A 13,953-nucleotide genomic window follows, 5' to 3' on the forward strand; every position below is an offset into this window, starting at 1 on the left:
CTGTACCACCTAAATCCGCTTGAACGATGGGGGGACGCAGGAGGATAAGGAAAGCGCGCTGCTGGTTATGCGCGTCCAAGCCGTGAGGAAGTTGAGCAGGCAAATCCACTCAACAATATTCCAGGCGGTTATGGGGAGGGAAATTTAGTACCGAAGTTCCTGATTTCACACTGCCAAGAAAAGCCTCTAGTGAGGAAATAGGTGCCCGTACCGCAAACCGACACAGGTAGGCACGGTGAGTAACCGAAGATGATCGGGAGAACTCTCGTTAAGGAACTCGGCAAAATGACCCCGTAACTTCGGGAGAAGGGGTGCTTCTTTTTAGGAGAAGCCGCAGTGAAAAGGCCCAAGCGACTGTTTAGCAAAAACACAGGTCTCTGCAAAGCCGTAAGGCGAAGTATAGGGGCTGACACCTGCCCGGTGCTGGAAGGTTAAGGGGAATGGTTAGGGACTTCGTCCCGAAGCTGTGAACCGAAGCCCCAGTAAACGGCGGCCGTAACTATAACGGTCCTAAGGTAGCGAAATTCCTTGTCGGGTAAGTTCCGACCCGCACGAAAGGTGCAACGACTTGGGCACTGTCTCAACGAGAGACCCGGTGAAATTATACTATGCGTGAAGATGCGCATTACCCGCGACAGGACGGAAAGACCCCGTGGAGCTTTACTGTAGCCTGATATGGAATGTTGGTACAGCTTGTACAGGATAGGTGGGAGCCTTAGAAACCGGAGCGCTAGCTTCGGTGGAGGCATCCGTGGGATACCACCCTGGCTGTATTGACATTCTAACCCAGAACCGTTATCCGGTTCGGAGACAGTGTCAGGTGGGCAGTTTGACTGGGGCGGTCGCCTCCCAAAGAGTAACGGAGGCGCCCAAAGGTTCCCTCAGAATGGTTGGAAATCATTCGTAGCGTGCAAAGGCAGAAGGGAGCTTGACTGCGAGACCTACAAGTCGAGCAGGGACGAAAGTCGGGCTTAGTGATCCGGCGGTGCCGTATGGAAGGGCCGTCGCTCAACGGATAAAAGCTACCCCGGGGATAACAGGCTTATCTCCCCCAAGAGTCCACATCGACGGGGAGGTTTGGCACCTCGATGTCGGCTCATCGCATCCTGGGGCTGTAGTCGGTCCCAAGGGTTGGGCTGTTCGCCCATTAAAGCGGTACGCGAGCTGGGTTCAGAACGTCGTGAGACAGTTCGGTCCCTATCCGTCGTGGGCGTTGGAAGTTTGAGAGGAGCTGTCCTTAGTACGAGAGGACCGGGATGGACGCACCGCTGGTGCACCAGTTGTTCCGCCAGGAGCATAGCTGGGTAGCTACGTGCGGAAGGGATAAGTGCTGAAAGCATCTAAGCATGAAGCCCCCCTCAAGATGAGACTTCCCATCATTTTAAATGAGTAAGATCCCTCAGAGACGATGAGGTAGATAGGTTCGAGGTGGAAGCGTGGTGACACGTGCAGCTGACGAATACTAATCGATCGAGGACTTAACTAAAATGAAAAGCGAAAGAAACCGTTTAGAAACGGAGGAATAAGTGAGAAAGCCCGGAGTGAAGTGTTTTTCTTCAAGCAGGGATTTATCGCTTAAGCCGTAGTTTCTGGTTTCTGTAGCTAGATCTCATAAGTAAGTCAACGCCAAAGACCAAGCACTCCGGTGCTTGGCAGCGCATGAGATGTAAAAGCATGAAGTTTCTTATCTAGTTTTGAGGGTTCTTAATTGAATCTTTGAATTGTCTGGTGGTAATAGCGAAGAGGTCACACCTGTTCCCATGCCGAACACAGCAGTTAAGCTCTTCAGCGCCGATGGTAGTTGGGTTCGCCCTGCGAGAGTAGGACGCTGCCAGGCAAGATGAAATCCCTGATCCAAAAATGGATCAGGGATTTTTTTATATCTTTATTCAAAAAAAGTGTTGCATTGTGTTGGAAATGGTGGTATATTATTAAAGTCGCTTCGGAACGGAGCTGACAACAAAGTGAGTATAAAAAACATGTTGACAGAGAAAGTGAAAACATGTTATGATGTTCTAGTCGCTAAATAAGCGACGGAACAAAATTGATCTTTGAAAACTGAACAAAACAACCAATTACGAACTAAACGACATGATCTTTTATAAGATCAACGTCAGCGCAAGAAGCAAAGCATCACACTTTCATGGAGAGTTTGATCTTGGCTCAGGACGAACGCTGGCGGCGTGCCTAATACATGCAAGTCGAGCGCAGGAAGCTAGATGACCCCTTCGGGGTGATTCTAGTGGAATGAGCGGCGGACGGGTGAGTAACACGTGGGCAACCTGCCTGTAAGACTGGGATAACTCCGGGAAACCGGGGCTAATACCGGATAGTATTTTCTTTCTCCTGATTGAAAATGGAAAGACGGTTTCGGCTGTCACTTACAGATGGGCCCGCGGTGCATTAGCTAGTTGGTGGGGTAATGGCCCACCAAGGCAACGATGCATAGCCGACCTGAGAGGGTGATCGGCCACACTGGGACTGAGACACGGCCCAGACTCCTACGGGAGGCAGCAGTAGGGAATCTTCCGCAATGGACGAAAGTCTGACGGAGCAACGCCGCGTGAGCGATGAAGGCCTTCGGGTCGTAAAGCTCTGTTGTCAGGGAAGAACAAGTACGAGAGTAACTGCTCGTACCTTGACGGTACCTGACCAGAAAGCCCCGGCTAACTACGTGCCAGCAGCCGCGGTAATACGTAGGGGGCAAGCGTTGTCCGGAATTATTGGGCGTAAAGGGCGTGTAGGCGGTTTCTTAAGTCTGATGTGAAAGCCCACAGCTTAACTGTGGAGGGTCATTGGAAACTGGGGAACTTGAGTGCAGAAGAGGAGAGTGGAATTCCACGTGTAGCGGTGAAATGCGTAGATATGTGGAGGAACACCAGTGGCGAAGGCGACTCTCTGGTCTGTAACTGACGCTGAGGCGCGAAAGCGTGGGGAGCAAACAGGATTAGATACCCTGGTAGTCCACGCCGTAAACGATGAGTGCTAGGTGTTAGGGGGTTTCCGCCCCTTAGTGCTGAAGTTAACGCATTAAGCACTCCGCCTGGGGAGTACGGCCGCAAGGCTGAAACTCAAAAGAATTGACGGGGGCCCGCACAAGCGGTGGAGCATGTGGTTTAATTCGAAGCAACGCGAAGAACCTTACCAGGTCTTGACATCCGCTGATAACCTTGGAGACAAGGCATTCCCTTCGGGGACAGCGTGACAGGTGGTGCATGGTTGTCGTCAGCTCGTGTCGTGAGATGTTGGGTTAAGTCCCGCAACGAGCGCAACCCTTGATTCTAGTTGCCAGCATTCAGTTGGGCACTCTAGAGTGACTGCCGGTGACAAACCGGAGGAAGGTGGGGATGACGTCAAATCATCATGCCCCTTATGACCTGGGCTACACACGTGCTACAATGGATGGTACAAAGGGCAGCAAGACCGCGAGGTTAAGCAAATCCCATAAAACCATTCTCAGTTCGGATTGCAGGCTGCAACTCGCCTGCATGAAGCCGGAATCGCTAGTAATCGCGGATCAGCATGCCGCGGTGAATACGTTCCCGGGCCTTGTACACACCGCCCGTCACACCACGAGAGTTGGTAACACCCGAAGTCGGTGAGGTAACCTTTTGGAGCCAGCCGCCGAAGGTGGGATCAATGATTGGGGTGAAGTCGTAACAAGGTAGCCGTATCGGAAGGTGCGGCTGGATCACCTCCTTTCTAAGGATAATTGGAACTACTACTTCGTAGTAGACAAGTCGTAATTGGTTGTTTGTTCAGTTTTGAGAGATCAATCTCTCTTGTGAACCTTGAAAACTAGATAAGAAACAACATGCCAGAACATCAAACTTTAAAGCAATGACAATTTTTATTGTCGCAAATTTTTAGCATCATGCGTTTAATTAGTTAAGTGAAGAAGGGCGCACGGTGGATGCCTTGGCACTAGGAGCCGATGAAGGACGGGACTAACACCGATATGCTTCGGGGAGCTGTAAGTAAGCTTTGATCCGGAGATTTCCGAATGGGGGAACCCACTATTCGTTATTGGATAGTACGTATCACTGAATACATAGGTGATATGAGGCAGACCCGGGGAACTGAAACATCTCATTACCCGGAGGAAGAGAAAGAAAAATCGATTTCCTGAGTAGCGGCGAGCGAAACGGAATTAGCCCAAACCAGAAGGCTTGCCTTCTGGGGTTGTAGGACACTCCTTTGGAGTTACAAAGAAACCATGTAAATGAAGCGGCTTGGAATGGCCCGCCATAGAAGGTAAGAGCCCTGTATTTGAAATGTGGTTTCCTCCGGAGTGTATCCTGAGTACGGCGGAACACGTGAAATTCCGTCGGAATCCGGGAGGACCATCTCCCAAGGCTAAATACTCCCTAGTGACCGATAGTGAACCAGTACCGTGAGGGAAAGGTGAAAAGCACCCCGGAAGGGGAGTGAAATAGAACCTGAAACCGTGTGCCTACAAGTAGTCGAAGCCCGTTAATGGGTGACGGCGTACCTTTTGTAGAATGGACCGGCGAGTTACGATCCCCTGCAAGGTTAAGTTGTATAGACGGAGCCGCAGCGAAAGCGAGTCTGAATAGGGCGATATAGTAGGTGGTCGTAGACCCGAAACCGTGTGATCTACCCATGTCCAGGGTGAAGGTCAGGTAACACTGACTGGAGGCCCGAACCCACGCACGTTGAAAAGTGCGGGGATGAGGTGTGGGTAGGGGTGAAATGCCAATCGAACACGGAGATAGCTGGTTCTCTCCGAAATAGCTTTAGGGCTAGCCTCAAAGGATGATGGTTGGAGGTAGAGCACTGATTGGACTAGGGGCCCTCATCGGGTTACCGAATTCAGTCAAACTCCGAATGCCAATCAATCTACTTTGGGAGTCAGACCATGGGTGATAAGGTTCATGGTCGAAAGGGAAACAGCCCAGACCGCCAGCTAAGGTCCCAAAGTGTGTGTTAAGTGGAAAAGGATGTGGCGTTGCTTAGACAACCAGGATGTTGGCTTAGAAGCAGCCATCATTTAAAGAGTGCGTAATAGCTCACTGGTCGAGTGACGCTGCGCCGAAAATATACCGGGGCTAAACACACCACCGAAGCTGCGGATTGACATCTACGATGTCAGTGGTAGGAGAGCGTTCTAAGGGCGGTGAAGGTCGATCGTGAGGACGGCTGGAGCGCTTAGAAGTGAGAATGCCGGTATGAGTAGCGAAAAAAGAGTGAGAATCTCTTTCATCGAAAGCCCAAGGTTTCCTGAGGAAGGCTCGTCCGCTCAGGGTTAGTCGGGGCCTAAGCCGAGGCCGAAAGGCGTAGGCGATGGACAACAGGTTGATATTCCTGTACCACCTAAATCCGCTTGAACGATGGGGGGACGCAGGAGGATAAGGAAAGCGCGCTGCTGGTTATGCGCGTCCAAGCCGTGAGGAAGTTGAGCAGGCAAATCCACTCAACAATATTCCAGGCGGTTATGGGGAGGGAAATTTAGTACCGAAGTTCCTGATTTCACACTGCCAAGAAAAGCCTCTAGTGAGGAAATAGGTGCCCGTACCGCAAACCGACACAGGTAGGCACGGTGAGTAACCGAAGATGATCGGGAGAACTCTCGTTAAGGAACTCGGCAAAATGACCCCGTAACTTCGGGAGAAGGGGTGCTTCTTTTTAGGAGAAGCCGCAGTGAAAAGGCCCAAGCGACTGTTTAGCAAAAACACAGGTCTCTGCAAAGCCGTAAGGCGAAGTATAGGGGCTGACACCTGCCCGGTGCTGGAAGGTTAAGGGGAATGGTTAGGGACTTCGTCCCGAAGCTGTGAACCGAAGCCCCAGTAAACGGCGGCCGTAACTATAACGGTCCTAAGGTAGCGAAATTCCTTGTCGGGTAAGTTCCGACCCGCACGAAAGGTGCAACGACTTGGGCACTGTCTCAACGAGAGACCCGGTGAAATTATACTATGCGTGAAGATGCGCATTACCCGCGACAGGACGGAAAGACCCCGTGGAGCTTTACTGTAGCCTGATATGGAATGTTGGTACAGCTTGTACAGGATAGGTGGGAGCCTTAGAAACCGGAGCGCTAGCTTCGGTGGAGGCATCCGTGGGATACCACCCTGGCTGTATTGACATTCTAACCCAGAACCGTTATCCGGTTCGGAGACAGTGTCAGGTGGGCAGTTTGACTGGGGCGGTCGCCTCCCAAAGAGTAACGGAGGCGCCCAAAGGTTCCCTCAGAATGGTTGGAAATCATTCGTAGCGTGCAAAGGCAGAAGGGAGCTTGACTGCGAGACCTACAAGTCGAGCAGGGACGAAAGTCGGGCTTAGTGATCCGGCGGTGCCGTATGGAAGGGCCGTCGCTCAACGGATAAAAGCTACCCCGGGGATAACAGGCTTATCTCCCCCAAGAGTCCACATCGACGGGGAGGTTTGGCACCTCGATGTCGGCTCATCGCATCCTGGGGCTGTAGTCGGTCCCAAGGGTTGGGCTGTTCGCCCATTAAAGCGGTACGCGAGCTGGGTTCAGAACGTCGTGAGACAGTTCGGTCCCTATCCGTCGTGGGCGTTGGAAGTTTGAGAGGAGCTGTCCTTAGTACGAGAGGACCGGGATGGACGCACCGCTGGTGCACCAGTTGTTCCGCCAGGAGCATAGCTGGGTAGCTACGTGCGGAAGGGATAAGTGCTGAAAGCATCTAAGCATGAAGCCCCCCTCAAGATGAGACTTCCCATCATTTTAAATGAGTAAGATCCCTCAGAGACGATGAGGTAGATAGGTTCGAGGTGGAAGCGTGGTGACACGTGCAGCTGACGAATACTAATCGATCGAGGACTTAACTAAAAACGAAAAGCGGAAAAGGCCGTTTAGAAACGTAAGGATAAGCAAGAGGCCGTAAAGGGGAATTTTCCCTTGGAGGGCTATTGCTTATACTGGAGTTTCTGGCCTTTGGAGCTGGATCTAGCTCAACGCAGCTAGACGTTAGTAAGTCAACGCCAAAGACCAAGCACTCCGGTGCTTGGCAGCGCATGAGATGTAAGAGCATGAAGTTTCTTATCTAGTTTTGAGGGTTCTTAATTGAATCTTTGAATTGTCTGGTGGTAATAGCGAAGAGGTCACACCTGTTCCCATGCCGAACACAGCAGTTAAGCTCTTCAGCGCCGATGGTAGTTGGGTTCGCCCTGCGAGAGTAGGACGCTGCCAGGCAAGATGAAATCCCTGATCCAAAAATGGATCAGGGATTTTTTTATATGGCGGGATAAATTGCATGTGTAAGATTCCACTGTGGATTGATGTCTTGAATTTCAAATCGGTGAATTGCTTTAATCAGTTGAATATACAATTCTTGTTCCATATCTTCTCTCCAAGCATGAGGAGCATTGCTGCTCAATCTGCGAACCTTTGGCTGAAAGCGAAGGAGCAATGCTTCCATAGCAGCTTTGTCGTTTGCTTTTGCTTTTAGTGTTAGGTCAAATAAACTCTCCATATCAATTTTCTCCTTTCTGAATCTGTTCTATAAGCGCCTGCAATGTCTGTTCCAGGCGCTTTATATTTTGTTCAAGCCTAATGAGCAGATAGAATGATACGACGATAGGGAATCCGAGGTTGCCTATCATAGAAATCAAATTATCAGTTGTCATGGTAATGCTCCTTTCGATAGAGCTGTCCGTATTTTATTTAGTGCAGACTGAATAGATTTCGACACAGCCTGTTGAGAGATATCAAGTTTGTCTGCAATTTCGGTATGGGTGAGCTGATGGACGAAACACAGTTCGAGATGCTGTTTCTGCTTATCAGGAAGCTCCTGTATGGCTGAAAAAAGTGCAGGATCTTGAATTGCTTGTTCCCATCCATACACCTGCTGATCATCTCTGGCAATAAGCATGTCCTTTTTACTGCTGTCGTGTTCTTCATTAGCTGGCTGATCAAGAATAATTAATTCCCGATCTCGTTTTCTTGCAGCATGTTTGCTGTAATTGCTGGCGTAAAAACTGAGTGTAGTTGTAAGGTAATTGGTCAATTGTATTTCTGTATAAAAACGCTGAAATGCAGAGTTGAGCCGGTTTAGATTAGCGGCAGATGGATAACGTACTGCTTGTTGATAAATGGAAAGATGCTCTTTCTCCTTTAAGAATCCATTCATTAAGGCTGCATTGGGATGTATGTTAGTTGGCGACTGATCTTTCTTGCTGCACATTATGCAGTCCTCCCTTCCACCAAATAAACGAACGTATGTTCTGTTTAAGTGTAAAAAAAATTAGCCTATTTGAAAAGCCTTTTATAGACAGTCCCAAGCTGCTTATCCACCAGGTAATCCTGTGGTGCTTTTGCTAGGGGAGTTTCCTATAGTATATAAAAGGCTGCTAGTCCTTAGTTTGACAACGTCAATACGTACAAAGCGTACAAACAACATCTGATCTAGGGAAACATAGGCTAGAATACAAGGTTAGCAGGTATAGAGTTCGTTAGTTTAGGAGAAACTATCCTAACGGAGGTGGAGAACAATGAGCAAAAGTTGCTTATGCGGCATATGTGATCAAGAGAAAAAAGAAGGAATCCAATTGTATCGTCTTTTCATATGCAGAGAATGCGAACAGAAGATAGTCCATACTGAACCGAAAGACGTACAGTATCATTATTTTGTGAAGAAGCTTCGCAACCTTAATCAAATGACATTCCACTAAAGCCTCTTACCAGGCTTTTTTCTTTCTGTTTTAGTCCGTATAATGAATACAAACAGATGAGTAAAGGAAGAAATACGAAATGAATCAGGAAGAAACACCGCTTTATGATAGCTTAATACAATTTGCAGAACAAAGACCGATATCATTTCACGTTCCGGGACATAAACATGGCGCTCTTTTTCACAATGAGGATATTCTACGATGTGCAGCATATCTTGATCAGACAGAGTTGTCAGGCTTGGATGATTTACATGCACCGGAGGGTATAATTGCAAAAGCCCAGCAATTAGCAGCTGCATATTTCGGAGCAAAGCATTCCCGTTTCTTAGTTGGCGGCAGTACGGTCGGTAACTTGGCTATGATATTGGGGACTATCCAACAGGATGAGGCAGTGTTAGTACAGCGTAATTGTCACAAGTCTATTCTAAACGGATTAGAACTCGCAGGAGCAAAGCCGGTTTTTTTAGCTCCCGAGTATAATGAAGCAAAAGCAAGATACACACATCCAACACCGCATACAGTTTATGATGCGATTAAGATGTATCCAGAGGCAAAAGCGCTTATTTTAACGTACCCTGATTATTATGGCACGGTTTTTGATCTAAAAAGTGTAATAGATGCGGCGCATGCAGCAAACATGCCAGTGCTGATCGATGAAGCACATGGTGCACATCTCCAAACAGCTGAGTCACTCCCGATGAGCGCACTGCAGGCAGGAGCAGACGTAGTGGTACAGTCAGCTCATAAAATGGCTCCAGCATTCACGATGGCCTCTTATTTGCATGTAAGCGAAGAGAGCACTGTTCCGGTAGGTATTATTGATCGGTATTTACGAATGCTGCAGTCCAGCAGTCCGTCTTATTTGCTGCTGGCTTCTTTAGATACAGCAAGGAAGTATTTAGCTACACGTACAGAGGAGAATATGAATGAGCTGCAGCAGGCTGTCGAAAGCTTGCGGAGCTTACTTGCTCAATCAGATTGCTGGGAAGTGGAAAGTCCGGATGGTGACTGGCTTAAGATTGTTTTGCTGGTAAAGCCGGATTATCAGCCAAGACAGCTGGCAGCTGAACTGGAATCACACGGCGTTTACCCGGAGCTAGTCACAGATCGGCATATTTTGCTTGTCCATGGACTAGAAAGCCTGACGCAGGATGAGCTGCAGCGATTGAGAGAGGTAATCGCTGCTGTAGGTAGTAGCTATTCAAAGAGAACGCCTGTGCATGAGGTTCGCCTCTTTACACAGCCTATAACGGAACTAGCCATTAGCTATTCAGAGATGGAGAAAATGCAGGAGAAGTTTACAGTGTGGCAAGAAGCAGTCGGCATGATTGCAGCTGAATCGGTTATTCCATATCCTCCTGGTATTCCGGTGCTGACAAAAGGAGAAATCGTTACAAAACAGCATGTGGAAATGATACAATTATGGAAGAATAGCAGTATCTCTTTTCAAAATGAACGGATTGCAGAAGGGATGCTTACGTATAGCAAATGAGGAGAATGATTTTGACAGGATTGTTTATTACGCTGGAAGGCGGAGAAGGAGCAGGCAAGACTTCTGCTATTCCGCTGTTAACAGCTCGTTTAGAGAAAGAAGGCTATCAAGTGCTATCGACGCGTGAGCCAGGCGGTATTGAGATTGCAGAAGCCATTCGTGCTGTCATCTTGGATCCATCTAACACGAAAATGGATGGACGCACAGAGGCACTGCTTTATGCTGCTGCAAGAAGACAACATCTTGTGGAGAAGGTGTGGCCGGCTTTAGAACAGGGAATGATAGTACTGTGCGATCGCTTTGTTGACAGCAGCTTGGCCTATCAAGGGTATACACGCGGACTTGGAATGGAGGAAGTGATGGAAATAAATCGCTTCGCTGTTGAATCGACCATGCCAGATTTGACACTATTCTTTGATATTTCTCCAAAAGAAGGATTAGCACGAATTTCGGAGAATAAGGGTAGAGAAAAGAATCGGTTGGACTTGGAGGCTTTATCCTTTCATGAGCGTGTCTATGAAGGGTATAAGATCTTGCAGGAGCAATACAAGAACCGCTTTGTAGCACTTGATGCTGCTAAGCCGCTTGCAGATGTAGCGGAAGAGGCTGTGCAGGCGATCATGACTTTTTTAAAGCAGAAGTAATGGAAAAGACATGGAGGAGGAATTGCGATGAAATTAGTATTAGCAATTATTCAGGATAAAGATAGTAACAGATTGACAGATGCACTCGGGGATAAAAATTACAAAACAACTAAGCTATCTACGACTGGCGGTTTCCTTAAAGCAGGGAATACGACACTTATGGTTGGTTGTGAAGATGACCAAGTAGATGATGTGATGGATATCATCAAGGATAACTGTAGCCAGCGCAATCAGATGGTGGCACCTATCTCCCCTATGGGAGGCAATGCAGATTCCTATATCCCGAACCCGGTCAAAGTAGAAGTTGGCGGAGCAACTGTATTTGTACTGCCTGTTGATTCCTTCTTCAAGTTCTAAAAAAGGAGACTATACCGTTGAAAATCGGTCCGGAGATACGTGCACAGCTGGATGCCGCACGTAAGAATACAACACAGACACCAACAGAACCAAGACGGTTTCAAGACTTGGTGCAGTCTCAAAGCAGGAAACTGCAAGGGGCTGAGTTACAGCAGCTGATAACGGACATCACAAAGCAAGGAGAACGCCTTGCAAAGACAAGGTCATTTCGCGAGCTTACTTTATATAAAAGAAAGATCAAGAAATTCATGGAAGATGTAAAGGAAAATGGAATGGAGCTGCATCATGAGCATTCCTGGAACCAGAACGGGGCCCGGCGACTCACAACAGTACGCCAAATAGATGAGAAACTAATGGAGCTGACAGAGATCTTAATGGATCAAGAAAAGCAGCAGATTGGTGTACTCGGACTGATTGGAGAAATAAAAGGGCTCCTGTTTAACCTTTACACGTGAAGTAACTGATAAAGGAAGAAAAGTATGTCTAATTGGACGGAAATGTCTGCCAAGCAGCCTGTGGTGAGCAAAATGCTCATCAACAGTCTGTTGCGCGATCGAATATCTCATGCCTACATATTTCAGGGATCGCGTGGTACTGGCAAAGCGGAATTGAGCCGTTTGTATGCCAAAAGTATATTTTGTATGAACCGCACAGGTGCAGAACCTTGCAATGCATGTAAGGACTGCCGCCGTATTGATTCAGGCAACCATCCAGACCTTCATTGGATTGTTCCGGATGGTGCATCAATCAAGAATGAACAAATTCTCAAGTTGCAAAAAGAATTTTCTTACACGGGTATGGAATCGGAACGCAAGGTATATGTCATGGAAGATGCGGATAAAATGACAGCAAATGCATCCAATCGCCTGCTTAAGTTTTTGGAGGAGCCTGGAGCTCATACAACGGCAGTATTACTGACTGAGAATAGTCAGGCTCTGCTGCAAACAATTCAATCTAGGTGTCAGATACTAGCACTGCAGCCATTACAGGAAGGACAATTTGCAGAATTGCTTATTTCCGAGGGAATATCTTCGTCCTCAGCTCGTCTTTTATCCCAGCTAACGAACAATTTTGAGGAAGCAATAGAGATTTCCGGGCAAGAGTGGTTTGCTAAAGCGCGAAAACTAGTGGTACAATTAGTAGAAGTGCTGGAAACTAGGCCTAATGAAGCGCTTTTGTTTGTCCATAGCCAATGGATGCCTGTAATGAAGGACCGCGAAATACAGCAATTGGCATTACATCTGCTATTATTGTGGTTTAAAGACATTATTTATCTTTATGCTGACAGGCCGGATTCCATTATCTATATACAGGAAAAAGACAGGCTTGAAAACAGCCTTCGCCATTGGACGAGGCAGCGAGCTACAGATTGTTTGCAGTCTATTATGGAAGCAAAACGCCAATTAGATCAAAATGTCCATCCTGCACTTGTTATGGAGAAATTAACACTTCAGATGCAGAGGTGAATTGGTAGATGCAAGTCATTGGTGTCCGTTTTAAAAAGGCGGGTAAGATTTATTACTTTGATCCAGGCAACCTTTCTGTTGTACTGGGCGATTATGTTATTGTAGAGACTGTTCGCGGCGTAGAATTCGGACGAGTTGTACTTGCAGATAAGCAAGTAGACGAAGAGGATATTGTCCTTCCTCTGAAAAAGGTTATTCGTATCGCAACAGACAAAGATAAATATAGCGTGGCGGAAAATACAGAGAACGCTGCGCAAGCATACAAAGTTTGTGAGAAAAAGATTCGCGATCACAAACTGGATATGAATCTGGTTGAAGTAGAATATACTTTCGACCGAAATAAAGTAATTTTCTACTTTACAGCAGACGGCCGGGTTGATTTCCGTAACTTGGTGAAAGATTTAGCAGCAGTGTTTAAGACTAGGATTGAACTTAGACAGATTGGTGTGCGTGACGAAGCAAAGTTGCTAGGTGGAATTGGTCCTTGCGGCAGAATGCTTTGCTGCTCTACTTTTCTGGGAGATTTCGAGCCAGTGTCCATCAAGATGGCAAAGGATCAGAACCTATCACTGAACCCGGCGAAGATCTCCGGCTTATGCGGCAGGCTTATGTGCTGTTTGAAGTATGAAAATGATGAGTACGAAGAGGCGAAACGTGAGCTGCCGGATTTAGGTGACGCGATTCGGACTTCTTACGGATCAGGTAAGGTAGTAGGCCTGAACATTTTGGAACGGTTGATTCAGATTGAAGTACCGGAGAAGGAACGGGTTATCGAGTATACCTTAGATGAACTGATCGAAGAAGGAGTTATCTCAACGCAAGCCATGGACTGATGGGGTGGAGAGACGGTGAATAAGAAGGAAATACTGGAGCATGTCACACAGATGGAAGAGCAGATTGGCCAGCTGTACAAGCAATTGGGTGATGTTAAGGGTCATGTAGCGGAGCTGTTGGAAGAGAACAACCGTTTAACGGTAGAGAATCATCATCTGCGCAATCGTCTAGATGGCCAAGCTGCACAGGAGCAAAAAGCTGGCAGCAAGGCCGCACCGTCTAAGGAAGCACCGATTGGCGAAGGATATGACAACCTGGCTCGCTTATATGAAGAAGGTTTCCATATCTGTAATGTGCACTTCGGCAGTCCGAGACGTAATGAAGATTGCTTGTTCTGTTTGACGTTCTTGAATAAGAATAAATAACGTGAAGGCTTTCCTTACTTATAGTAAGGAGAGCCTTTTTTGTTGATAAAAATGGAGAGAATATAATATTAGACAGTGTACATGATGTCATATTACAAACCTTGATTAGCGTAAAGTTAAAAGTTCGAAATATGATTTCTAAC

The 13,953-nt window shown here is 47.4% G+C and carries 11 protein-coding genes and 5 rRNA genes (1 of these 16 cut by a window edge); 13 read left to right on the plus strand and 3 right to left on the minus strand.

All coding sequences use genetic code 11. From position 1 onward, the window contains the following. The 5 genes from KS242_RS00290 to rrf (KS242_RS00310) all read left to right on the plus strand — a co-directional run. Positions 1-1,486: ribosomal RNA gene (locus KS242_RS00290) — 23S ribosomal RNA — on the plus strand (it extends 1,439 nt beyond the left edge of the window). A 238-nt stretch (positions 1,487-1,724) separates the two neighbouring features. Further along, positions 1,725-1,837, plus strand: a 5S ribosomal RNA gene (rrf, locus tag KS242_RS00295). A 303-nt stretch (positions 1,838-2,140) separates the two neighbouring features. Then, positions 2,141-3,702 (plus strand): 16S ribosomal RNA (locus KS242_RS00300). Positions 3,703-3,886: 184 nt separating this feature from the next. Next, a 23S ribosomal RNA gene (locus KS242_RS00305) occupies positions 3,887-6,811 on the plus strand. Between the two features lie 250 nt (positions 6,812-7,061). Beyond that, positions 7,062-7,174 (plus strand): 5S ribosomal RNA (gene rrf, locus KS242_RS00310). The 16S, 23S and 5S rRNA genes sit together here, the layout of an rRNA operon. Before the next feature lie 40 nt (positions 7,175-7,214). On the opposite strand, the gene KS242_RS00315 is transcribed toward rrf (KS242_RS00310), so the two are convergent. The 3 genes from KS242_RS00315 to KS242_RS00325 are packed head-to-tail and all read right to left on the minus strand — an operon-like array spanning position 7,215 to position 8,165. Then, positions 7,215-7,454 (minus strand): helix-turn-helix domain-containing protein, encoded by a 240-nt coding sequence (locus tag KS242_RS00315; protein WP_217322542.1) that lies wholly within the window; start codon positions 7,452-7,454, stop codon positions 7,215-7,217. A 1-nt stretch (position 7,455) separates the two neighbouring features. Continuing rightward, complete coding sequence (locus KS242_RS00320; protein ID WP_077303920.1) at positions 7,456-7,608, minus strand: YvrJ family protein; 153 nt, start codon at positions 7,606-7,608, stop codon at positions 7,456-7,458. Continuing rightward, positions 7,605-8,165 carry a sigma-70 family RNA polymerase sigma factor gene (locus KS242_RS00325; protein WP_217322543.1) on the minus strand — a complete coding sequence of 187 codons (561 nt, stop codon included), beginning with the start codon at positions 8,163-8,165 and terminating at the stop codon, positions 7,605-7,607. The genes KS242_RS00320 and KS242_RS00325 overlap by 4 nt, the downstream gene beginning before the upstream one ends. 307 nt (positions 8,166-8,472) lie before the next feature. Between KS242_RS00325 and KS242_RS00330 the strand changes: the two genes are divergently transcribed. The 8 genes from KS242_RS00330 to yabA all read left to right on the plus strand — a co-directional run bounded on the left by KS242_RS00330 (position 8,473) and on the right by yabA (position 13,810). Continuing rightward, positions 8,473-8,652, plus strand: a complete 180-nt coding sequence (locus tag KS242_RS00330) for a sigma factor G inhibitor Gin (protein ID WP_217322544.1) — start codon at positions 8,473-8,475, stop codon at positions 8,650-8,652. A 79-nt stretch (positions 8,653-8,731) separates the two neighbouring features. Continuing rightward, a complete protein-coding gene (locus tag KS242_RS00335; RefSeq protein ID WP_217322545.1) occupies positions 8,732-10,144 on the plus strand; it encodes an aminotransferase class I/II-fold pyridoxal phosphate-dependent enzyme in 1,413 nt (470 codons plus the stop codon). Between the two features lie 11 nt (positions 10,145-10,155). Next, positions 10,156-10,788, plus strand: coding sequence for a dTMP kinase (gene tmk / locus KS242_RS00340; protein WP_217322546.1), 633 nt, complete (start codon positions 10,156-10,158; stop codon positions 10,786-10,788). A gap of 27 nt (positions 10,789-10,815) precedes the next feature. Continuing rightward, entirely contained in the window at positions 10,816-11,145 is a 330-nt protein-coding gene (locus KS242_RS00345) for a cyclic-di-AMP receptor (RefSeq protein WP_217322547.1), read from the plus strand. A 17-nt stretch (positions 11,146-11,162) separates the two neighbouring features. Beyond that, positions 11,163-11,600: a YaaR family protein gene (locus KS242_RS00350; RefSeq protein ID WP_077303903.1), complete on the plus strand. Its 438-nt coding sequence runs from the start codon at positions 11,163-11,165 to the stop codon at positions 11,598-11,600. 24 nt (positions 11,601-11,624) lie between these two features. Beyond that, the gene (gene holB / locus KS242_RS00355; protein ID WP_217322548.1) at positions 11,625-12,611 is read left to right on the plus strand and encodes a DNA polymerase III subunit delta'; all 987 of its coding nucleotides are present in this window, start codon (positions 11,625-11,627) and stop codon (positions 12,609-12,611) included. Positions 12,612-12,619: 8 nt separating this feature from the next. Further along, positions 12,620-13,444 (plus strand): PSP1 domain-containing protein, encoded by an 825-nt coding sequence (locus KS242_RS00360; RefSeq protein WP_217322549.1) that lies wholly within the window; start codon positions 12,620-12,622, stop codon positions 13,442-13,444. 15 nt (positions 13,445-13,459) lie between these two features. Beyond that, positions 13,460-13,810 carry a DNA replication initiation control protein YabA gene (yabA, locus tag KS242_RS00365; protein WP_077303894.1) on the plus strand — a complete coding sequence of 117 codons (351 nt, stop codon included), beginning with the start codon at positions 13,460-13,462 and terminating at the stop codon, positions 13,808-13,810. Positions 13,811-13,953: the final 143 nt, after the last annotated feature.

It is taken from the genome of Terribacillus sp. DMT04, from assembly GCF_019056395.1.
In the GTDB taxonomy this organism is placed as follows: Bacteria; Bacillota; Bacilli; order Bacillales; family Amphibacillaceae; genus Terribacillus; species Terribacillus aidingensis_A.